The sequence below is a fragment of the Variovorax nitratireducens genome (genome assembly GCF_051216545.1).
Taxonomy (GTDB): domain Bacteria; phylum Pseudomonadota; class Gammaproteobacteria; order Burkholderiales; family Burkholderiaceae_C; genus Variovorax.
The window spans coordinates 188,593-207,241 of the sequence record NZ_JBPJZO010000007.1; the positions used below are offsets into that span (position 1 = coordinate 188,593).

Here is an 18,649-nt window from a genome sequence, read left to right on the forward strand (position 1 = left end):
CGCGCCTACCGGTGCGTGAAGTCAGCCTTGCGCTTGTTGACGAAGGCGTCCATGCCTTCCTTCTGGTCGGCCGTCGCAAACAGCGCGTGGAACAGCCGGCGCTCGAACATCACGCCGTCGGAGAGGCCGCTCTCGAAGGAGCGGTTGACCGACTCTTTCGCCGCCATCACTGCAATCTGCGAGAAATCCGCAATGGCGAGCGCGGCGCCGAGCACCTCGTCGGCCAGCTTGTCGAACGGCACCACGCGGCTCACCAAGCCGGCGCGCTCGGCTTCGGTCGCGTCCATCATGCGGCCGGTGAGTGCCATGTCCATCGCCTTGCTTTTGCCCACCGCGCGCGGCAGGCGCTGCGTGCCGCCGGCACCGGGGATCACGCCGAGCTTGATTTCGGGCTGGCCGAACTTCGCGTTGTCGGCAGCGATGATGAAGTCGCACATCATCGCGAGCTCGCAGCCGCCGCCCAGCGCAAAGCCGCTGACCGCGGCGATCACCGGCTTGCGGATGTTGCGGATGGTTTCCCAGTTGCGCGTGATGTAGTCGCCCTTGTAGGTGTCGGCAAAGCTGTATTTCGCCATCGCCGTGATGTCGGCGCCGGCAGCAAAGGCGCGCTCGCTGCCGGTCAGCACGATGCAGCCGATCGCCTCGTCGGCATCGAAGGCCATGAGCGCCGTGCCGAGCTCCGTCATGAGAGCATCGTTGAGCGCGTTGAGCGCCTTCGGCCGGTTCAGCGTGATGATGCCGACCTTACCGGCTTCGGTGCGGACTTCGATGTTCTCGTAGTGCATGTTTGTGTCTCCGTGGAGGATGGTGGAATGTGGGGGCAGGTGTGCGGTTGACTATAGCGAGCCGGCCCGGTGCACACTGCGGGCCTCACCTGGAACCCCCATGACCTTGATTCCCGCTTTTCTTGTGCTGCTGCACCTGCTTGCCGCCGCTTTCTGGGTCGGCGGCATGGCGGTGATGCACTTCGCCGTGCGGCCCGCGGCCGTGGCCACGCTCGAGCCGCCGTTGCGGCTGCCCTTCATGGCCGCGGCGCTGGGCCGCTTCTTCGTTGGCGTCAACGTGTCGATCGGGTTGTCGCTGGCCACCGGCGTCGCGATGATCATGCTGGCCGGCGGCATGCGGCAACTGCACTGGAGCGTGCACGCGATGCTGGCGCTGGGGCTGGTGATGATGGCGATCTACGGGCACATCCGCTTCGGCGTCTATCCGAAGCTGCGGCGCGCGGTGGTTGCCAGGGAGTGGCCGGCCGCGGCCGGACGGCTCAACCTTGTTCGCCGGCTGGTGGCCCTCAACCTGGCGCTCGGCGTGCTGGTGTTCGCGCTGGCCGTGCTCGGCCGCGCGCTCTGATCAAGCCGGGCCGGGCGTGAGCCAGCGGCCCAGCAGCGCGGCGTCCTTGGCGAACAGCCGCCAGGTCGTCACGTCGGTCGGCAGCGTGAGCGGCAGGCGCAACAGCCGCCGGTCGCGCGCAACGATCGCCGTCATCTTCTTTTGCGGGCCGAGATAGAGCGCGAGGTCATCGAGCTTCGTGATGCGCCAGGCCTGTACCGGCTGGCCGCGTTTGGCCGGCGGCAGTTCGATGCCGATCCATTCGTCATGGGCCGCAAAGCCGGCCTGCTCGGCCGCGCCGCCGCGCAGCACCACCTTGACCTGCACGCTGCCGCTGGTTTCGGTCACGCGCAGGCCGAGTTCCTGCGCGCGCTGGGCCGGGTCATCGAGCGTGGCGACGCCATGGGCGCGCAACAGATCGGACAGCGGCAACTCGTCGGTGGAATGCACCCAGCTTGCGATTTCTTTCGCGTACGAGCGGCCGCCCACTGCCTCCATCGCCGCGGCAAAGTCGGCCTCACCGATCGGGCCGCCTTCGCTGCGCGTCCACAGCAGCCGCATCACGTCGTCGAGCGAGCCCTTGCCTTCCTGCCGCAGCGTGAGGTCGAAGCACAACGCCACCAGCGAGCCCTTGGTGTAGTAGCTGATGGTGCCGTTGGGTGTTTGCTCGTCCTGCCGGTAGTACTTGACCCAGGCGTCGAAGCTGGCCTCGGCGACCGACTGCACCAGGCGGCCGGGCGCCTGGTGCACGCCGTTGATGGTCTTGTTGATCAGCCGCAGGTAGGCCGCATCGTCGATGCGGCCGGCGCGGCGCAGCAGCAGGTCGTCGTAGTAGCTGGTGAAGCCCTCGAACAGCCAGAGCAGCCGCGTGTAGTTTTCCTGGTCGTAGTCGTAGCGCGCGAACTCCGCGGGCCGCAGGCGCTTCACGTTCCAGGTGTGGAAGTACTCGTGGCTGATCAGGCCCAGCAGCGTGGTGTAGCCCTCGGGCTGCTTGCGCGCCTCGCGCTGCGGCAGGTCGCGGCGGGTGCAGATCAGCGCGGTCGAATGACGGTGCTCAAGCCCGCCGTAGCCGTCGTCGACGGCGTTCAGCATGAACAGGTAGCGGTCGTGCGGCGGCTTCGGCCCGCCCTTCTTGCCAACCTTGTCGCCATGCCAGAAACGCATCTCGGCTTCGCAGACGGTCTTGGTGTCGGCGATCAGTCTGTCGCCATCGAAAGACGCGGCGGCGCCTGCCACCACGAAGCGGTGCGGCACACCGCAAGCCTGGAATTCGCCGCTCCAGAAGGCACCCATCTCGACCGGCGAGTCGGCCAGTTCGTCGTAGTCGGCGGCCCAGTAGCTGCCGAAACCCTGTGCATCGACTTTCAAGCCTGCAAGGGCCGTGGCGCACGACCAGCGGGCCCGGCCTGCGATCAATTCAGGCGCAGGAATCTCCAGCGCATGCGGCTGCCCGGTCTGGCCTTCGACGCGCAGGCAGATGCTGGTGCCGTTGAAGAAGCCGCGGTCGGCGTCGAGCCAGGCGGTGCGCACCGAGTGGTCGTAGGCGCAGACTTCGTAGCGCAGCACCAGCGGCTTGCCGGCGGCGCTATCGATCTGCCAGCTGTGCTTGTCGCGCTGTTCGACCGCCACGCCGCGCCGGGCCTGCGTGGCGCTCAATCCCTGCAGGTTCTTCGCGAACTCGCGCACCAGGTAGCTGCCCGGAATCCAGACCGGCAGCGACACGCGCTGTTGCGCGGCCGGCCGGTCGATGGTGAGCGTGATGGCGAACAGGTGGGCATGCCGATCCGCGCATTCGACGCGGTAGTGCAGCGCCGGCGCCTTGCGGCGCTTCGTGGCAGCAACCGCGGCCATCAATTGGCCGACGCGAGCTGCTTCTCGACCTGGGCCGCCGGAATGGCGCCCGGCGCGCGCGTGCCGTCTGCGAAGATCAGCGTGGGCGTGCCGGTGATGTTGTACTTGCGGCCGAACGCGATGTTGCGGTCCAGCGCCGTGGCATCGCAGCTCGCGGCGGCGGTTTCGGGCTTGACGTCGCCGCCCATCCAGTCGTTCCAGGACTTCGCCTTGTCCTTGCTGCACCAGATGTTGCGCGACTTGACGTTCGAATCGGGCCCGAGCACCGGGTAGAGGAACAGGTAGACGGTGACGTTGTCGACGTTCTTCATGTCGCGCTCGAAGTGCTTGCAGTAGCCGCAGTTCGGGTCTTCGAACACCGCCAGCTTGCGCTTGCCGTTGCCGCGCACGAGCTTGAATGCGTCGTTCACCGGCAGCTTGTCGAACGCGACCTCGCTGAGCTTTTCGACGCGCGCTTCGGTCAGGTTCCTGCGCGCCTTCACGTCGATCAGGTTGCCCTGCAGCAGGTAGTTGCCGTCGGCGTCGGTGTAGAAGATTTCGAACCCGTTGATGCGCACCTCGTACAGGCCCGGCATCGGCGACTTGGTGATCTCGTCGATTTTCGCGAACTGCGGAATCCGCGCGGCCAGGTTCTTGCGGATCTCGGCTTCGCCGGCGTGCGCGAACGTGGTGGCCAGCGTGCTGCCGAATGCCAGAGCGGCGAGGAGGGGGCGGGCGAACTTCATGGTCGGTCGTGGTCGGTTGCAGGAATCAGCGCAGGCCCATGGCCTGGCGCGCGATCCAGTTCTTCAGAAGATGGGTCTGGTTGAAGCCGCGCATGCCCCAGTTGCGCAGCGCGGGCAATGGATCGGCATCGTGCGCAAAGAGCTGCTGGAGGCCGTCGGTGGCCAGGCTCATCGACAGCACCTCGGCGCGGCGTGCGCGTTCGTAGCGGCGCAGCAGCCGGGCATCGCCCACGCTGCGCCAGTACTCGCGTTCTTTCAGCACTCCGGCCAGCGCGGCCGCGTCGGCCAGGCCGAGGTTCAGGCCCTGGCCGGCCAGCGGGTGCACCGTGTGTGCCGCGTCGCCGGCCAGCGCCCAGGCCTTGCCATCGGGCAGGCGGCCGATCCAGCGATCGGCCATGGCGCGCTGCAGCGGCCAGGCCGCGCGTTCGCTGGTGAGCGTGAAGGCGCCCAACGCATCGCGGCTTGCTTCGCGCAGCGCCGCGGTGAATGCGGCGGCGTCCTGTTTCAACAGGTCGGGCGCGCGGAACTGGTCGACCGACCACACCAGCGCCAGCGCGCGGCCGGCGGCGCCGCCCAGCGGCAGCAACGCGAGCACTTCGCCCTGCGCGTTGAACCATTGGCGTGCGATGCCGTCGTGCGGCCGCTCGGCCTCGAGCCGCGCCGCGATCGCATGCTGCGGATAGCGCGTGACCTCGTAGCGCACGCCCAGTATTTCGCGCGTGGCGCTGGCGCGGCCTTCGCAGACCACGGTCAGCGCGGCCGGCACCGGCGCTTCGCGCACCTCGATCAACGGCTGGAAGCGCACGGCATCGGCCAACTGGCGCTCAAGCGCCGGCACATCGACGATCCAGGCCAGCGCGTCGACCCGCTGCCGCTGGGCATCGAACTGCACCCGCCCGCCCTCGTCGCCGCTGACCTGCATTTCGCGCACGGCGGTGGCGTGCACCGCATCGGGCCAGGCGCGCAGCGATTCGAGCAGGGTGCGCGAGGCGGCGTTGAGCGCGTAGGCACGCACGTCTTCATGCGTCGATGGGGCCGATGGCGCCACCAGCGCCACGCGCACGCGCTCCCGCGCCAGCAGCAGCGCCAGTGTCCGGCCGACGATGCCGGCACCGCGAATGCAAACCTCGGGGGGAAGGGCCATGGGCGGATTGTAGGAGTTGGCGCTTCGCGGCGCGGCCTGCAGGACAATCGCACGATTCGCCCCAAGGAACCGTTTCGTGACTGCTGCCGCCTTCGATCTCCAGGCCACCATCGCCCGCCTGTTTGTGTACCCTGTCAAGTCCTGCGCCGGGGTCGAGTTGCCCGAGGCCTTGCTGACCGAAACCGGGCTCGAATTCGACCGCGCCTGGATGGTGGTCGACGCCAGCGGCGAGTTCGTCACCCAGCGCGAGCTGCCGCGCATGGCCCTGATCCGGCCGCAGCTGAAGCACATGGAAATGGTGCTGCGCGCGCCCGGCATGCTGGCGCTGCACATTGCGTTCGACCGGGTCGAGCAGCCGGTGCGCGTGAAGGTGTGGAACGACGAGGTCGCAGCCTACGACATGGGCGACATTGCGGCCCAATGGTTCAGCGACTTCCTGTCGGAGCCGGGCCGCCCGCAGAACCTTCGGCTGGCACGCTTCGATCCGGAGCAAAAGCGCCTGTCGAACCTGCGATGGACGGGCGGCATCGAGGCGCAGAACCAGTTTGCCGACGGCTACGCGCTGCTGGTGGCAAGCGAGGCCTCGCTCGCCGAACTCAACGACAAGCTCCTGGCCGCGGGCCACGCCGCGGTCGGCATCGAGCGCTTCCGGCCCAACATCGTGCTGGCCGGCATCGAGGCGCAGGACGAAGACCGGCTCGAGACGATTCACATCGCCACCGGCGAGGGCGAGGCCCGGTTGCAGCCGGTCAAGCCCTGTTCGCGCTGCCCGATCCCGGACATCGACCCGGCTACCGGCGTGGCGACACCGGAGGTCGGCGACATGCTGCGCACCTGGCGCCAGAACGCCCGGGTCGATGGTGCCATCACCTTCGGCATGAACACCATCGTGATCCAGGGCGTCGAGCACATGCTGAAGGTCGGACAGCTCGTCGGCGCGAACTACCGGTTCGAGTGATGCGGCAGCGACGGATCGTGGCCGCCGAAAGAGGGACTTGAAGTCCGCGCCGTAAAATCGCCGGTTGATTCCAGAGGACATCCATGAGTTTGCAATGCGGCATCGTCGGCCTGCCCAACGTCGGTAAATCCACCCTTTTCAATGCGCTGACCAAGGCCGGCATCGCAGCGGAGAACTATCCCTTCTGCACCATCGAGCCGAACGTCGGCGTGGTGGAAGTGCCCGATCCGCGCCTCGCACAGCTGGCCGGGATCATTTCGCCCGAACGCATCGTTCCTGCGATCGTCGAGTTCGTCGACATCGCAGGCCTGGTGGCCGGTGCCAGCACCGGCGAAGGCCTCGGCAACAAGTTCCTCGCGCACATCCGCGAAACCGACGCGACGGTGAACGTGGTGCGCTGCTTCGACGACGACAACGTGATCCACGTCGCCGGCAGGGTCGACCCGATCTCCGACATCGAGGTGATCCAGACCGAGCTGTGCCTGGCCGACCTCGCCACCGTCGAGAAAGCGCTGCACCGCCACACCAAGGTCGCGCGATCGGGCGACAAGGATGCGCAGAAGCTGGTCGCGCTGCTCGAACGCTGCCAGGCCGCACTGAACGAGAACACGCCGGTGCGCGCGCTCGAGTTCACCCGGGAAGAGCAACCGCTGGTGAAGTCCTTCACGCTCATCACTGCCAAGCCCGCGATGTTCGTCGGCAACGTGGCCGAAGACGGCTTCGAGAACAACCCGTATCTCGATCGCCTGCGCGAATACGCCGCGAAGCAGGGCGCGCCCGTGGTCGCGATCTGCGCCAAGATCGAAGCCGAACTGGCTGACATGGACGACGAGGACAAGAAGATGTTCCTCGCCGAGATCGGCCAGGAAGAGCCTGGCCTGAACCGCCTGATCCGCGCGGCCTTCAAGCTGCTTGGCCTGCAGACCTACTTCACGGCTGGCGTGAAGGAAGTGCGCGCCTGGACCATCCACATCGGCGACACCGGCCCGCAGGCCGCCGGCGTGATCCACGGTGACTTCGAAAAGGGCTACATCCGCGCCCAGACCATTGCCTTCGCCGACTACATCGCCTTCAAGGGCGAGCAGGGCGCGAAGGACGCAGGGAAGATGCGCTCGGAAGGCAAGGAATACGTCGTCAAGGATGGCGACGTGATGAACTTCCTCTTCAGTTCCTGACGCTCACCCCCAGTCTTCGCGCACTTCGTGTCGCGCGCGCCTTCCCCCTCGCCGAGGGCAACACCAGCGGCCCGGCAAAGCCGGTTCCGCGGTGTTTCGCGAAAAGAGCTTCGCGGGTTTTCGAAGGTGTTGTTGAGTAGACTCCGCGCGGCCCGACTCCTCCTCCACAAGGCCCGCCACCATGCTCACCGTCCACCACCTCAACAATTCGCGTTCGCAGCGCGTGCTCTGGCTGCTTGAAGAACTCGGCCTGCCCTACGAGATCGTTCACTACCAGCGCGACGCGAAGACCATGCTGGCGCCGCCCGAACTGCGCCGGGTGCATCCGCTCGGCAAGTCGCCGGTGGTGACGACCGACGACGGCCTCACGCTGGCCGAGTCGGGTGCGATCGTCGAGACCCTGATCGAGCGCTTCGGCCAGGGCCGGCTCGCGCCGCCCGCAGGCTCGGCCGAGGCGCTGCGCTACCGCTACTGGCTGCACTACGCCGAAGGCTCGGCAATGCCGCCGCTGCTGTTCAAGCTGGTGTTCGACAAGATCGAGAGCAGCAAGATGCCGTTCTTCGCCAAACCCATCGCCAGAGCGATCGCGGGCAAGGCCAAGAGCAGCTTCGTCACGCCGAACATCACCACGCACCTCGACTTCATGGAAGGCGAGCTCGGCAAGAGCGAATGGTTTGCGGGCGCTGACTTCAGCGGCGCCGACATCCAGATGAGCTTTCCGGTCGAGGCTGCGTTGGCGCGCGGCGGGCTCGATACCTCCAGGCCGAAGCTTATGGCGTACCTCGCGCGCATTCATGCGCGGCCGGCTTACCAAAAGGCGCTGGAGCGCGGCGGCCCTTACGGCCTGTTGAGCTGATTCAGTTTGGCCAGATGTAAAGCAAGGCGACCGTCATCGTCAGGTAGCGCGCGAACTTGCCGATGGCCATGTAAAGCAGGCAAGGCCAGAACGACAACTTGAGCCAGCCGGCCACGGCGCACAGCGGGTCTCCGAACAGCGGCAGCCAACTCAGCAGGCAGGCCTTGGGCCCGAGGCTTTCAAGCCAGCTGAGCACGCGCACATGGTGCTTCGAGTGGGCGTACTTGTCGGCGACCTTGTGCGCGCCGTAGCCCATCCACCAGTCGACCGCCCCGCCGAGCGTGTTGCCCGCCGTGGCCACGAGCACGGCCGGCCAGAACATTTCGGGGTTGAGCTTGAGCAGGCCGAACAGTGCCGGCTCCGAACCCAGCGGCAACAGGGTGGCCGACACGAACGAGACAAAAAACAGTGTCGAGAGGCCGTATTGCGGCAGCGCCAACAGCGCCGTAAGGGAGTCGAGCCAGGCTTGCATCTGCAACGGAGTATAGAAAGCCGCGGGATCGAAAGGCGTGGGAGAAAGCGCCGTCAAACCGGGCTGCAAGTCAAGCACGAAAGCCCGATCCAAATGCGCAATCTGTTTCAGCCCCTGAAATGCCGCGCCGCTACAATAGTGCCTCATTTTTCAGCAGCTTCGCGCGGCTCCTTTTCTCCTCCCTCACCATGCAGATCGGCCCCATCGCGCTGGAAAACCGCTTGTTCGTGGCGCCCATGGCCGGCGTGACGGATCGGCCGTTCCGCATGCTGTGCCGCACGCTCGGTGCGGGCTACGCGGTGAGCGAGATGGTGACCTCGCGCAAGGAGCTGTGGAACACGCTCAAGACCTCGCGTCGCGCAAACCACGAAGGCGAGCCCGGCCCGATCGCGGTGCAGATCGCCGGCACCGATGCGGCCATGATGGCCGAGGCCGCGCACTACAACATCGACCGCGGCGCGCAGATCATCGACATCAACATGGGCTGCCCGGCCAAGAAGGTCTGCAACAAATGGGCGGGCTCGGCGCTGATGCGCGACGAACCGCTCGCGCTCCAGATCGTGCAGGCCGTGGTAAACGCTGCCGCCCCGCATGGCGTGCCGGTCACGCTGAAGATGCGCACCGGCTGGAGCCAGGATCATCGCAATGCGGTGAAGCTCGCGCGCGACTTCGAAGCTGCCGGCGTGCAGATGTTGACGGTGCACGGCCGTACGCGCGAGCAAGGCTACAAGGGCACGGCCGAATACGACACCATTGCCGCCGTGAAGGCCGCGGTGCGCGTGCCGGTGGTGGCCAACGGCGACATCACCAGTCCGCAGAAAGCGCGCGAGGTGTTGGCGCTCACTGGCGCCGACGCCGTGATGATCGGCCGTGCTGCGCAGGGCCGGCCCTGGATCTTTCGCGAGATCGCGCATTTCCTGGCCACCGGCACCGAGCTCGCGCCGCCGCTGGTGGCCGAAGTGCGGCGCCTGATGCTGGAGCACCTGGAGGCGCACTACGCGCTGTACGGCGAGTTCAGCGGCGTGCGCACCGCGCGCAAGCACATCGGCTGGTATCTGCGTTCACTGCCCGGCGGTGAAGCATTCCGCGCGCAGATGAACACCCTGGACGACTGCGCGCTGCAACTGCGTGCCGTCGCCGACTTTTTTGACGGGCTCGCGGTCTTGATGGACCGCATGCCGTCCCCGGGTGCAGACGCAGATCTGTCCCCGGAAATGGAAGCGGCTGCCGCCGCTGAATGAGAGAGAAGAAGAGAAACCAAGCATGAGCAAAAAACACATCGAGGACTGCGTGCGCAGCAGTCTGGACAGTTACTTCCGCGACCTGCGCGGCACCGAACCTGACGGCATGTACGACATGCTCGTGCGCGTGGTCGAAAAACCTTTGCTAGACGTGGTGATGACCCGTGCCGAAGGCAACCAGTCGCGCGCCGCGCAGTGGCTGGGGCTCAATCGCAACACGCTGCGCAAGAAACTCGTCGAACATAAATTGTTGAAATAAAAAGAAACTCATGGCCCTGACCGCACTGCTCTCCGTTTCCGACAAGACCGGCATCCTCGAATTTGCAAAGGCGCTCGACGCGCTCGGCATCAAGCTCCTTTCCACCGGCGGCACTGCAAAGCTGCTGGCCGATGCCGGCCTGCCGGTGACCGAGGTTGCCGATCACACCGGTTTTCCCGAAATGCTCGACGGGCGCGTCAAGACGCTGCATCCCAAGATCCACGGCGGCCTGCTGGCGCGGCGCGATCTGCCGGCGCACGTGGCCGCCATCGAGGCGCATGGCATCGACACCATCGACCTGCTGGTGGTGAATCTCTACCCGTTCGAGGCCACCGTTGCCAAGCCCGGCTGCACGCTCGAAGACGCGATCGAGAACATCGACATCGGCGGCCCGGCCATGGTGCGCAGTGCGGCCAAGAACTGGAAGGACGTCGGCGTGCTGACCGACGCATCGCAGTACGCGGGTGCGCTGGCCGAACTCCAGGCCGACGGCAAGCTGAGCGACAAGACCAAGTTCGCGTTTTCCGTGGCCGCGTTCAACCGCATCGCCGATTACGACGGCGCGATCAGCGACTACCTCTCGGCCATCGACTTCGACGCCAGCGTCGGCCAGCCCGCGCCGCAGCGTGCGCTTTTTCCGGCGCAGAGCAACGGCCGTTTCGTGAAGATCCAGGACCTGCGCTACGGCGAGAACCCGCACCAGCAGGCCGCGTTCTACCGCGACCTTTACCCGGCACCGGGCTCGCTCGTGTCGGCCAAGCAACTGCAGGGCAAGGAACTCAGCTACAACAACATCGCCGACGCCGACGCCGCGTGGGAATGCGTGAAGAGCTTCGATGTGCCGGCCTGCGTGATCGTGAAGCACGCCAACCCGTGTGGCGTCGCCATCGGCAAGGATGCGGCCGAGGCTTACGGCAAGGCCTTCAAGACTGACCCCACCTCGGCCTTCGGCGGCATCATCGCCTTCAACCGCCCGGTCGACGCCGACACCGCACAGGCCATCGCCAAGCAATTCGTCGAAGTGCTGATGGCGCCGGGCTATACGCCCGAGGCGCTCGAGGTGTTCCAGGCGACCAAGGCGAAGCTGAATGTGCGGGTGCTCGAGATCGCACTGCCCAAGGGTGGTGCCAGCGACTGGGACAACGGACGCAACATGATGGACGTCAAGCGCGTCGGCTCCGGCCTGCTGATCCAGACCGCCGACAACCACGAGCTCGCCGCCAGCGACCTCAAGGTGGTTAGCAGGAAGCAGCCGACGCCGCAGCAGCTCGACGACCTGCTCTTCGCCTGGAAGGTTGCGAAGTACGTGAAGAGTAATGCCATCGTGTTCTGCGCCGACGGCATGACGATGGGTGTCGGTGCCGGCCAGATGAGCCGCCTCGACTCCGCGCGCATCGCCAGCATCAAGGCCGAGCACGCGGGCCTGTCGCTCAAGGGCACGGCGGTCGCGAGCGATGCCTTCTTCCCGTTCCGCGACGGGCTCGACGTGGTGGTCGACGCCGGCGCCAGCTCGGTCATCCAGCCGGGCGGCTCGATGCGCGACCAGGAAGTGATCGACGCGGCGGACGAGCGCGGCGTGGTGATGGTCTTGTCAGGCGTGCGCCACTTCAGGCATTGAGCCCTCCCCCAGGCTTCGCGCACTTCGTGTCGCTTCTCCTTCCCCCTTGAGGCGGCAGCACCAGCGGCCCGGCAAAGCCGGTTCCGCGGTGTTGCTCGAACTGCCCGGCTAATCGTGGGTGCCGAACCGGTACTTGACCTGGAAGCTGATCGCGCCGTACAGCCGGTTCCTGATCGTCGGCACGTAGGCAATGTTGAGACCCCAGTTTCTGCCTTCGATGGCCGCCGTGGGAATGATCGCCGGGAACCAGTTGCCGTTGCGGTAGTTGGGGTAGCCCTCAAAGCCGCCCACCACCGCACCGAACTTCACGCCGTAGAACTCGAAGGGCAGCACGTAGAGCCCGACGTAGTGCGACTGCCGCCGGTCGCTGTTGCGGAATGTGCCCGCCGTGACGCGGTAGGTGTCGCTCAGCGGGTATTCGAAACCCAGTCCGGGGTTGGCGTTCTCCAGGCCTTTGCTGCTGTCGAAGTGCGCCGAATAGAAGCCCGGGTTGATCCAGATGTTCTTTGGTTCGAAGGACTGCGCAGGTGCCAGGCCGGGTAGAAGAAGAAGGACACTCAACACCGGCAACATGCGCAGGGGACTCATGGGCTAGGACGTTCTGAAGATCTGTCTTGCAGCTTCGATAGTGGCAGCGATGTCTTCGTCGCTGTGGGCGGCGCTCACGAAACCTGCTTCGTAAAGCGCGGGGGCAATATACACGCCGCGATCGAGCAAACCATGAAACAACGCATTGAATTTCGCGTTGTCGGTTGTCATCACGGTGGCATAGTTTTGCGGCAGGTCTTTCATCAGGAAAAAGCCGAACATGCCGCCTTCGCTGTCGGCGTTGAAGGGCCGACCTTCGGCGGCGGCGGCGGCCTTCAGGCCGTCGACCAGCGAGCGTGTTTTCTTGCCCAGCGCTTCATAGAAGCCGGGCTTGGCAATCTCTTTCAGCGTTGCAAGGCCGCAGGCCGTGGCCACCGGGTTGCCCGACAGCGTGCCGGCCTGGTACACCGGGCCGAGCGGTGCGAGCTGTTCCATGATCGCGCGCGGGCCGCCGAAGGCCGCCAGCGGCATGCCGCCACCGATGACCTTGCCAAGTACCGTGAGGTCGGGAGTGATGCCCAGCACGCCCTGCGCGCCGTGCAGGCCGACGCGAAAGCCCGTCATCACTTCGTCGAACACCAGCAGCGCGCCGTGCTGCGTGCAGAGTTCTCGGCAGCGCTTCGCGAACGCGGGCGTCGAGCGCACGAAATTCATGTTGCCGGCGATCGCCTCGATCATCAGGCAGGCAAGTTCGTGGCCGTGCAGCGCGAACGCTTCTTCGAGCTGCTCAAGGTTGTTGTACTCGAGCACCAGCGTGTGCTGCACGACTTCGGGCGGCACGCCGGCCGAGGTCGGGTTGCCGAAGGTCGCGAGTCCGGAGCCGGCCTTGACCAGCAGCGCATCGGCGTGGCCGTGGTAACAGCCCTCGAACTTGATGATGTACTTGCGTCCGGTGGCACCGCGCGCCAGGCGCAGCGCGCTCATGGCGGCTTCGGTGCCGGAGCTCACGAGCCGCACCATTTCCATGGACGGCACGAGCGCGAGGATGGCTTCGGCGAGTTCGATCTCGCGCTCGGTCGGCGCGCCGTACGAGAAGCCTTCCAGCACCGCCTTCTGCACCGCCTCGACCACGGCCGGGTGGCCGTGCCCCAGGATCATCGGCCCCCAGGAGCCGATGTAGTCGATATAGCGCTTGTCGTTCGCGTCCCAGAAATAGGCGCCCCGGGCACGTTGCACGAAGCGCGGCGTGCCGCCGACGGCCTTGAAAGCGCGAACTGGCGAGTTCACGCCACCGGGAATCACGGCGCGCGCGCGCTCGAAGAGTTGTTCGTTTCGGTCAGCGTTTTTCATTGAGGATTGGAATCTTTACAAGCAGGGCCGCCGCGCACGGCCGCCCGAAGCGGCCGGCCCGCCCCCGGCAGGGGGTTGGCGAACCGACACGAAGTGCGGGCAGCCTGGGGGCGAGCAATATCAGTGGCGGGTGTCGTGCGGTGGCAAGGCAAAGTCAGAGGGGTCTGCCGGTTCGACCACGTCGTCTTCGTCCTCTTCGGGCTGGGCCCAGAACAGGCGGTCGGGCAGCACATGGCCCATGCCGGGGCGAAAACCGGCATCGAGGCAGCGGTCCATGTAGCTCAGCGCCTCGCTGGTGGCGGCGGTGAGGTCGGTGCCGCTGGCGAGCAGCGCGGCCAGCGCGGCCGAGAGCGTGTCGCCGGCACCGGAGAACACGGCTTCGAGCCGCTCGTACTTCTCGCTCGCGAGCACCGCCTGCGGGGAGGCCAGCACGTTGTCGAAGAACTGGTCGGGCAGCACGATGCCGGTGACCAGGGTGTACGGTACGCCGTGCTCGCCGGCTGCACGGGCAATGTCGCGTGGCGTCGGGCTGCGCTCGCCAGCCCAGTCGGGCAGCAGCCAGCGCCAGAGCGTGCTGTGGTTGCCCACCAGCACCGTGGTCTGCGGCAGCAGCAGGTCACGGAAGGCATCGAGGTAGGGCTCGATCTGGTTTTCGTCCCACCACGACAGGTTGGGCATGTAGGCCACCAGCGGAACGTCGGGGTAGTCGCTGGCGGTCTCGGCGATGGTGCTGAGGATCTCCGGCGTGCCGACGAAACCGACCTTGATCAACCGCACTTCCACGTCCTCCAGGATCGCGCGCGCCTGCTCGGCGACGGCTTCCTCATCGAAGGCAAAGTGGTCGAAAATCTCGGCGGTGTCGCGCGCATACGCACCCGTCACCACGGCAAGCATGTGCGCACCCACTGACGCCATGGCCAGCGCGTCGCCTCCAAGCCCGCCGGCGCCGCTGGGGTCGCTGGCGTTGAAGACCAGCACGCAGGGCGGGTTGGGATCGTCGTCGTCGGCCAAGGTTTCGTCGTCCGACGCACCGGTAAGATCGGCCGCATCACGTGCGGCGCCAGAGGGTAATAAGTAAGTATTCATGCGCCGTGGTGGGTCACTGCGATGGTGGCATAAGTGAGACGCTTGTCACGGTCAACTGTGATACGTCTGGATACAATCGTTGCATTCTATGTACAGGGACTTTAAGCTGCGATGAACACGAAAACATGGATGTGCCTGATTTGCGGGTGGATCTACGATGAAGCGGTGGGAGTGCCCGAAGACGGCATTGCGCCCAACACGGCCTGGGCCGACGTTCCGATGAACTGGACGTGTCCCGAGTGCGGAGCGCGCAAGGAAGATTTTGAAATGGTTGAAATCTGAAGCATGGCATAGGGCTGCGCTTCATCATGCGCCGATGTGTTCGGTGCCGTATTGAACGAAGTCCCCCTACGAGGAGCGAGTGCCATGAGCACCACTGGATCCGGTTACAAAGTGCTCGTCATAGACGACAGCAACACTATTCGGCGCAGCGCGGAGATCTTCCTCAAGCAGGGTGGCCATGAGGTGCTGCTGGCCGAAGACGGATTCGATGCGCTGTCGAAGGTCAACGACCACAAGCCGCACCTGATTTTCTGCGACATCCTGATGCCGCGTCTCGACGGCTACCAAACCTGCGCCATCATCAAGCGCAACGCCCAGTTTTCGGGCGTGCCGGTCGTCATGCTTTCCTCGAAGGATGGCGTGTTCGACAAGGCGCGCGGCCGCATGGTCGGCTCGCAGGACTATCTCACCAAGCCTTTTACCAAAGACCAGCTGCTGCAAGCGGTGCAGCAGTTCGGCATCGTTCAAACGGAAGCCCCCTGATGGCCATTCATAAAGTACTCGTGGTTGACGACTCCAAGACGGAGTTGCTGTTCCTGACCGAACTGCTCCAGAAAAACGGCTTCGCCGTGAAGACGGCGGAAAACGCCGACGACGCGATGCGCCGGCTCGAAGAGGAGCAGCCCGACCTGATTCTGATGGACGTGGTGATGCCGGGCCAGAACGGCTTCCAGCTCACCCGCGCGATCGCCCGCAATCCGAAGTACGAGCAGGTGCCGATCATCCTGTGCACCAGCAAGAATCAGGAAACCGACCGCGTCTGGGGCATGCGCCAGGGCGCGCGCGACTACATCGTCAAACCGGTCAACGCCGCCGAACTGATGGCGAAGATCAGCGCGCTCGCCTGAACATGGCCAATCGCGACGCGTTGCGCGCTTTCCAGTCCCGCCTTGCGGGTCGCTTGCAGGCCGTGCGCACTGCCGGCAGCGTGTCGGCCTCCTGGCTGGCGGTCGAGGCGGGCAATGCCAAGTATCTGTTTCCGCTCGGTCATGCCGGCGAAATTTTTCCCTGGACGCCGCCGCAGCCTGTGCCGTACACGGCGCCCTGGTTTCTCGGCGTCGCCAACCTGCGTGGCGGGCTGTTCGGCGTGATCCAGCTTGCCGGCTTTGCCGCCGGCCAGCGCAGCCCCGTGGCTGCGACCGAAACGGCGCGCGCCCAGTCGCGGCTGGTGGCGCTCAACGAACTGCTCGAAGTCAACTGCGCGCTGCTGATCGACCGGCTGGTCGGACTGCGGGGCGTCGAGGCTTTCACGGCAGCCCAGGCGCCCGACGCCGAAGCGCCTGCATGGCTTGGCCATGCGTACACCGATGCGGAAGGCGTGCAATGGCAGGAGATCAACCTGCAAGCGCTTTCGCAACAACCGCAATTTTTGAGTATCGGCGCCGGTGGCTTGCCGAACCCCGACATCAAATGAAGGACCGACAGTGAGTTCGATCGCCGACAAGTTCAAGAAACTAATGCCCGCCCGCGATGACAGCGTGACGGTTCGTGCCGACAGTGCAGCCACGATGGCGTTCGACAACGCTGAAACGCTGCAACCGCCCGAGGAGAAGACCGTGCTGCTACGCAAAGAACATACCGAAGAGCCGGCGTCTGTGGCCGAGCCGATGCTGGCCGCCAACGATGCGCCGGTCGACGTGCCGCTGACGACCGAAATGACGGAAGCCGCCCCGCCGGCCGAACTGGCCGGTGCAATGGCGGGAGCGGCGGCCGAACCGCCGCGTTCCGGCTCCGCGCGCCAGCAGCGCGTCCTGGCGGTCGTGCTGGGCGCGGTGGTGCTGCTCCTGTTGCTGATCGCAGGCTCGGCCATCTTGCGCGCCGAGCGGCTGGCGCAACAGGTGGCGGCCACAGGTCAGTCGTTGATGCAGTCGCAGCGGCTGGCCAAGTCGGTGTCGCAGGCATTGGTGGGCAGCGTGCCGGCCTTCGCGGAAGTGAAAGACAGCGCCGACGACCTGTCGCGGCGTGTGCAGGGCCTGGCCACCGGTGACGAGTCGCTCAAGCTCGAACGCGTTGGCGGCCAGTACGACGAAGAACTCGCCAAGATCACGCCACTGGTGGCGCGCGCCGATGCGAGCGCCAAGGCCGTGCTGGGCCAACAGCAGATCCTGACCCAAGTGGGGCAGGCGCTGCGCAGCATCAACCGCCAGTCGTCTGACCTGCTTGAAATGACGGAGACCGTGGCCTCGCTCAAGATGCAGCAGAACGCGACCATTCCGGAAATTTCGGCCGCGGGGCAACTCGTGATGCTGACCCAGCGCATCGGCAAGTCGGCCAACGAATTCCTGACGCTCGAAGGCGTGAGCCCCGATGCGGTGTTCCTGCTCGGCAAGGACTTGAACACGTTCCAGGAAGTCACGCGCGGCCTGCTCGACGGCAATGCCCAGCAGCGACTGCCCGGCACGCGCGATCCGCAAACCCGCCAGCAACTGGAAGCCATCCTCAAGACCTACGAACAGACCCGTACGCAAGCCGGCGCCATTCTGGGCAACCTGCAGGGCCTGGTTACTGCACGTGAAGCGCAAACGGTGATCCTGAACGACAGCGAGTCGCTGCGCACGTCGCTTGGCGACCTGCAGGACAAGCTGTCGGCCCGTACCGGCCTCGGCGCCGGCACACTGGTGATGCTGCTGGTGCTCTCGCTGAGCGCACTGACGCTGGCAGGTGCCATCGGTTACGTGCAGGTGCGCGAAGGCCGCGAACGGGCTGCGGCGGCTGAGCGGGACCGGCTCGCTGCTGAAGGGCAACGCGAAGACGTGAGCCGCATCAACAGCGCGAACCAGGCGGCCATTTTGCGCCTCATGAACGAACTGCAAACCGTGGCCGAAGGCGATTTGACGCAGGAAGCCACCGTGACCGAAGACATCACCGGCGCCATTGCCGACTCGGTGAACTACACGGTGGAAGAACTGCGGCTGCTGGTGGGCAACGTGCAGAACACGGCGACCCGCGTTGCGCAAACCACGTCGCAGGTGGAAAACACCTCGACCGAGCTGCTGGCCGCATCGACCGAACAGCTGCGCGAAATTCGCGAAACCGGCCAATCGGTGCTGACCATGGCGGAGCGGATCAACGGCGTGTCCACGCAAGCGCAGGAATCGGCCACGGTGGCGCGCCAGTCGCTCGAAGCCGCGTCGTCGGGCCTGCAGGCCGTGCAGAACGCCATCGGCGGTATGAACTCCATCCGCGACCAGATCCAGGAAACCTCCAAGCGCATCAAGCGCCTTGGCGAATCCTCGCAGGAAATCGGTGAAATCACCGAGCTGATCTCGGACATTACCGAACAGACCAACGTGCTGGCACTGAACGCCGCCATCCAGGCCGCATCGGCCGGTGAAGCCGGTCGAGGCTTCTCGGTGGTGGCCGAAGAAGTGCAGCGGCTGGCCGAACGCTCCGCAGACGCAACGCGCCAGATCTCGGCGCTGGTGAAGGCCATTCAGACCGACACGCAGGATGCGGTGGGCGCCATGGAGCGTTCCACGCAGGGTGTGGTCGAAGGGGCCAAGCTGTCCGACAACGCCGGCACCGCACTGTCCGAGATTGACCGCGTGTCGCGCCGACTGGCCGAACTGATCGAGCAGATTTCGCAGTCCGCATCGCGCGAGGCCAATTCGGCCAACGTGGTGGCCGCCAACATCCAGCACATTTTTGCCGTGACGGAGCAAACCGGCGACGGCACGCGCGCTACTGCGCAACAGGTGCGGGAGCTCTCGCACATGGCGGAAGAATTGCGCCAGTCGGTGTCCCGTTTCAAGATTGCCTGACCCCCTGCCCCGAG

The 18,649-nt window shown here is 65.8% G+C and carries 20 protein-coding genes; 12 read left to right on the forward strand and 8 right to left on the reverse strand.

Going from position 1 to position 18,649, the window contains the following annotated elements:
* Positions 1 to 5 precede the first annotated feature (5 nt).
* A complete protein-coding gene (locus ACSFA8_RS18095) occupies positions 6 to 785 on the reverse strand; it encodes an enoyl-CoA hydratase (protein WP_435480866.1) in 780 nt (259 codons plus the stop codon).
* A 100-nt stretch (positions 786 to 885) separates the two neighbouring features.
* Between ACSFA8_RS18095 and ACSFA8_RS18100 the strand changes: the two genes are divergently transcribed.
* On the forward strand, positions 886 to 1,350 hold the full coding sequence (locus ACSFA8_RS18100; RefSeq protein ID WP_435480867.1) for a CopD family protein: 465 nt from the start codon (positions 886 to 888) through the stop codon (positions 1,348 to 1,350).
* Here ACSFA8_RS18100 and ACSFA8_RS18105 read toward each other — a convergent pair whose 3' ends face one another.
* The 3 genes from ACSFA8_RS18105 to ACSFA8_RS18115 are packed head-to-tail and all read right to left on the reverse strand — an operon-like array spanning position 1,351 to position 5,049.
* Entirely contained in the window at positions 1,351 to 3,180 is a 1,830-nt protein-coding gene (locus ACSFA8_RS18105) for a M61 family metallopeptidase (RefSeq protein WP_435480868.1), read from the reverse strand.
* Entirely contained in the window at positions 3,180 to 3,905 is a 726-nt protein-coding gene (locus ACSFA8_RS18110) for a DsbC family protein (protein WP_435480869.1), read from the reverse strand. Before ACSFA8_RS18110 ends, ACSFA8_RS18105 begins: the two co-directional genes overlap by 1 nt.
* A gap of 25 nt (positions 3,906 to 3,930) precedes the next feature.
* Positions 3,931 to 5,049, reverse strand: coding sequence for an FAD-dependent monooxygenase (locus ACSFA8_RS18115; protein ID WP_435480870.1), 1,119 nt, complete (start codon positions 5,047 to 5,049; stop codon positions 3,931 to 3,933).
* A 76-nt stretch (positions 5,050 to 5,125) separates the two neighbouring features.
* Here ACSFA8_RS18115 and ACSFA8_RS18120 point away from each other — a divergent pair, with 76 nt between their 5' ends.
* The 3 genes from ACSFA8_RS18120 (at position 5,126) to ACSFA8_RS18130 (ending at position 8,038) form a co-directional block, all read left to right on the forward strand.
* Positions 5,126 to 6,007, forward strand: a complete 882-nt coding sequence (locus ACSFA8_RS18120; RefSeq protein WP_435480871.1) for an MOSC domain-containing protein — start codon at positions 5,126 to 5,128, stop codon at positions 6,005 to 6,007.
* A gap of 83 nt (positions 6,008 to 6,090) precedes the next feature.
* The gene (gene ychF / locus ACSFA8_RS18125) at positions 6,091 to 7,182 is read left to right on the forward strand and encodes a redox-regulated ATPase YchF (protein ID WP_435480872.1); all 1,092 of its coding nucleotides are present in this window, start codon (positions 6,091 to 6,093) and stop codon (positions 7,180 to 7,182) included.
* 181 nt (positions 7,183 to 7,363) lie between these two features.
* Entirely contained in the window at positions 7,364 to 8,038 is a 675-nt protein-coding gene (locus ACSFA8_RS18130; protein ID WP_435480873.1) for a glutathione S-transferase, read from the forward strand.
* 1 nt (position 8,039) lies between these two features.
* Here ACSFA8_RS18130 and ACSFA8_RS18135 read toward each other — a convergent pair whose 3' ends face one another.
* A complete protein-coding gene (locus ACSFA8_RS18135; RefSeq protein WP_435480874.1) occupies positions 8,040 to 8,510 on the reverse strand; it encodes a YqaA family protein in 471 nt (156 codons plus the stop codon).
* A 188-nt stretch (positions 8,511 to 8,698) separates the two neighbouring features.
* Here ACSFA8_RS18135 and dusB point away from each other — a divergent pair, with 188 nt between their 5' ends.
* The 3 genes from dusB to purH are packed head-to-tail and all read left to right on the forward strand — an operon-like array spanning position 8,699 to position 11,628.
* The gene (gene dusB, locus ACSFA8_RS18140) at positions 8,699 to 9,751 is read left to right on the forward strand and encodes a tRNA dihydrouridine synthase DusB (RefSeq protein WP_435480875.1); all 1,053 of its coding nucleotides are present in this window, start codon (positions 8,699 to 8,701) and stop codon (positions 9,749 to 9,751) included.
* A 22-nt stretch (positions 9,752 to 9,773) separates the two neighbouring features.
* Positions 9,774 to 10,010 (forward strand): Fis family transcriptional regulator, encoded by a 237-nt coding sequence (locus ACSFA8_RS18145; protein ID WP_286539439.1) that lies wholly within the window; start codon positions 9,774 to 9,776, stop codon positions 10,008 to 10,010.
* 10 nt (positions 10,011 to 10,020) lie between these two features.
* Entirely contained in the window at positions 10,021 to 11,628 is a 1,608-nt protein-coding gene (gene purH / locus ACSFA8_RS18150; RefSeq protein WP_435480876.1) for a bifunctional phosphoribosylaminoimidazolecarboxamide formyltransferase/IMP cyclohydrolase, read from the forward strand.
* 108 nt (positions 11,629 to 11,736) lie between these two features.
* Here purH and ACSFA8_RS18155 read toward each other — a convergent pair whose 3' ends face one another.
* The 3 genes from ACSFA8_RS18155 to thiD all read right to left on the reverse strand — a co-directional run bounded on the left by ACSFA8_RS18155 (position 11,737) and on the right by thiD (position 14,592).
* On the reverse strand, positions 11,737 to 12,216 hold the full coding sequence (locus tag ACSFA8_RS18155; RefSeq protein ID WP_435480877.1) for a hypothetical protein: 480 nt from the start codon (positions 12,214 to 12,216) through the stop codon (positions 11,737 to 11,739).
* A 3-nt stretch (positions 12,217 to 12,219) separates the two neighbouring features.
* Positions 12,220 to 13,506: a glutamate-1-semialdehyde 2,1-aminomutase gene (hemL, locus tag ACSFA8_RS18160; protein ID WP_435480878.1), complete on the reverse strand. Its 1,287-nt coding sequence runs from the start codon at positions 13,504 to 13,506 to the stop codon at positions 12,220 to 12,222.
* Positions 13,507 to 13,626: 120 nt separating this feature from the next.
* A complete protein-coding gene (gene thiD, locus ACSFA8_RS18165; protein WP_435480879.1) occupies positions 13,627 to 14,592 on the reverse strand; it encodes a bifunctional hydroxymethylpyrimidine kinase/phosphomethylpyrimidine kinase in 966 nt (321 codons plus the stop codon).
* 111 nt (positions 14,593 to 14,703) lie between these two features.
* Between thiD and ACSFA8_RS18170 the strand changes: the two genes are divergently transcribed.
* The 5 genes from ACSFA8_RS18170 (at position 14,704) to ACSFA8_RS18190 (ending at position 18,635) form a co-directional block, all read left to right on the forward strand.
* On the forward strand, positions 14,704 to 14,874 hold the full coding sequence (locus ACSFA8_RS18170) for a rubredoxin (protein WP_262073550.1): 171 nt from the start codon (positions 14,704 to 14,706) through the stop codon (positions 14,872 to 14,874).
* Between the two features lie 84 nt (positions 14,875 to 14,958).
* Complete coding sequence (locus ACSFA8_RS18175) at positions 14,959 to 15,357, forward strand: response regulator (protein WP_286539432.1); 399 nt, start codon at positions 14,959 to 14,961, stop codon at positions 15,355 to 15,357.
* Positions 15,357 to 15,722 carry a response regulator transcription factor gene (locus ACSFA8_RS18180; protein WP_286539431.1) on the forward strand — a complete coding sequence of 122 codons (366 nt, stop codon included), beginning with the start codon at positions 15,357 to 15,359 and terminating at the stop codon, positions 15,720 to 15,722. The genes ACSFA8_RS18175 and ACSFA8_RS18180 overlap by 1 nt, the downstream gene beginning before the upstream one ends.
* 2 nt (positions 15,723 to 15,724) lie before the next feature.
* Complete coding sequence (locus tag ACSFA8_RS18185) at positions 15,725 to 16,288, forward strand: chemotaxis protein CheW (protein ID WP_435480880.1); 564 nt, start codon at positions 15,725 to 15,727, stop codon at positions 16,286 to 16,288.
* A gap of 280 nt (positions 16,289 to 16,568) precedes the next feature.
* Positions 16,569 to 18,635 carry a methyl-accepting chemotaxis protein gene (locus ACSFA8_RS18190; protein ID WP_435480890.1) on the forward strand — a complete coding sequence of 689 codons (2,067 nt, stop codon included), beginning with the start codon at positions 16,569 to 16,571 and terminating at the stop codon, positions 18,633 to 18,635.
* Positions 18,636 to 18,649 lie beyond the last annotated feature (14 nt).

Excerpts from the sequence above, each read along its gene's own strand:
- thiD (WP_435480879.1), bottom strand. The coding sequence starts at position 14,592 with ATGAATACTTACTTATTACCCTCTGGCGCCGCACGTGATGCGGCCGAT.
- dusB (WP_435480875.1), top strand. The coding sequence starts at position 8,699 with ATGCAGATCGGCCCCATCGCGCTGGAAAACCGCTTGTTCGTGGCGCCC.
- ACSFA8_RS18155 (WP_435480877.1), bottom strand. The coding sequence starts at position 12,216 with ATGAGTCCCCTGCGCATGTTGCCGGTGTTGAGTGTCCTTCTTCTTCTA.
- ACSFA8_RS18190 (WP_435480890.1), top strand. The coding sequence starts at position 16,569 with ATGGCGGGAGCGGCGGCCGAACCGCCGCGTTCCGGCTCCGCGCGCCAG.
- purH (WP_435480876.1), top strand. The coding sequence starts at position 10,021 with ATGGCCCTGACCGCACTGCTCTCCGTTTCCGACAAGACCGGCATCCTC.
- ACSFA8_RS18095 (WP_435480866.1), bottom strand. The coding sequence starts at position 785 with ATGCACTACGAGAACATCGAAGTCCGCACCGAAGCCGGTAAGGTCGGC.
- ACSFA8_RS18110 (WP_435480869.1), bottom strand. The coding sequence starts at position 3,905 with ATGAAGTTCGCCCGCCCCCTCCTCGCCGCTCTGGCATTCGGCAGCACG.
- ACSFA8_RS18185 (WP_435480880.1), top strand. The coding sequence starts at position 15,725 with ATGGCCAATCGCGACGCGTTGCGCGCTTTCCAGTCCCGCCTTGCGGGT.
- ACSFA8_RS18175 (WP_286539432.1), top strand. The coding sequence starts at position 14,959 with ATGAGCACCACTGGATCCGGTTACAAAGTGCTCGTCATAGACGACAGC.
- ACSFA8_RS18105 (WP_435480868.1), bottom strand. The coding sequence starts at position 3,180 with ATGGCCGCGGTTGCTGCCACGAAGCGCCGCAAGGCGCCGGCGCTGCAC.
- ACSFA8_RS18135 (WP_435480874.1), bottom strand. The coding sequence starts at position 8,510 with ATGCAAGCCTGGCTCGACTCCCTTACGGCGCTGTTGGCGCTGCCGCAA.
- ACSFA8_RS18100 (WP_435480867.1), top strand. The coding sequence starts at position 886 with ATGACCTTGATTCCCGCTTTTCTTGTGCTGCTGCACCTGCTTGCCGCC.
- ACSFA8_RS18115 (WP_435480870.1), bottom strand. The coding sequence starts at position 5,049 with ATGGCCCTTCCCCCCGAGGTTTGCATTCGCGGTGCCGGCATCGTCGGC.
- ACSFA8_RS18180 (WP_286539431.1), top strand. The coding sequence starts at position 15,357 with ATGGCCATTCATAAAGTACTCGTGGTTGACGACTCCAAGACGGAGTTG.
- hemL (WP_435480878.1), bottom strand. The coding sequence starts at position 13,506 with ATGAAAAACGCTGACCGAAACGAACAACTCTTCGAGCGCGCGCGCGCC.
- ACSFA8_RS18145 (WP_286539439.1), top strand. The coding sequence starts at position 9,774 with ATGAGCAAAAAACACATCGAGGACTGCGTGCGCAGCAGTCTGGACAGT.
- ACSFA8_RS18170 (WP_262073550.1), top strand. The coding sequence starts at position 14,704 with ATGAACACGAAAACATGGATGTGCCTGATTTGCGGGTGGATCTACGAT.
- ACSFA8_RS18130 (WP_435480873.1), top strand. The coding sequence starts at position 7,364 with ATGCTCACCGTCCACCACCTCAACAATTCGCGTTCGCAGCGCGTGCTC.
- ychF (WP_435480872.1), top strand. The coding sequence starts at position 6,091 with ATGAGTTTGCAATGCGGCATCGTCGGCCTGCCCAACGTCGGTAAATCC.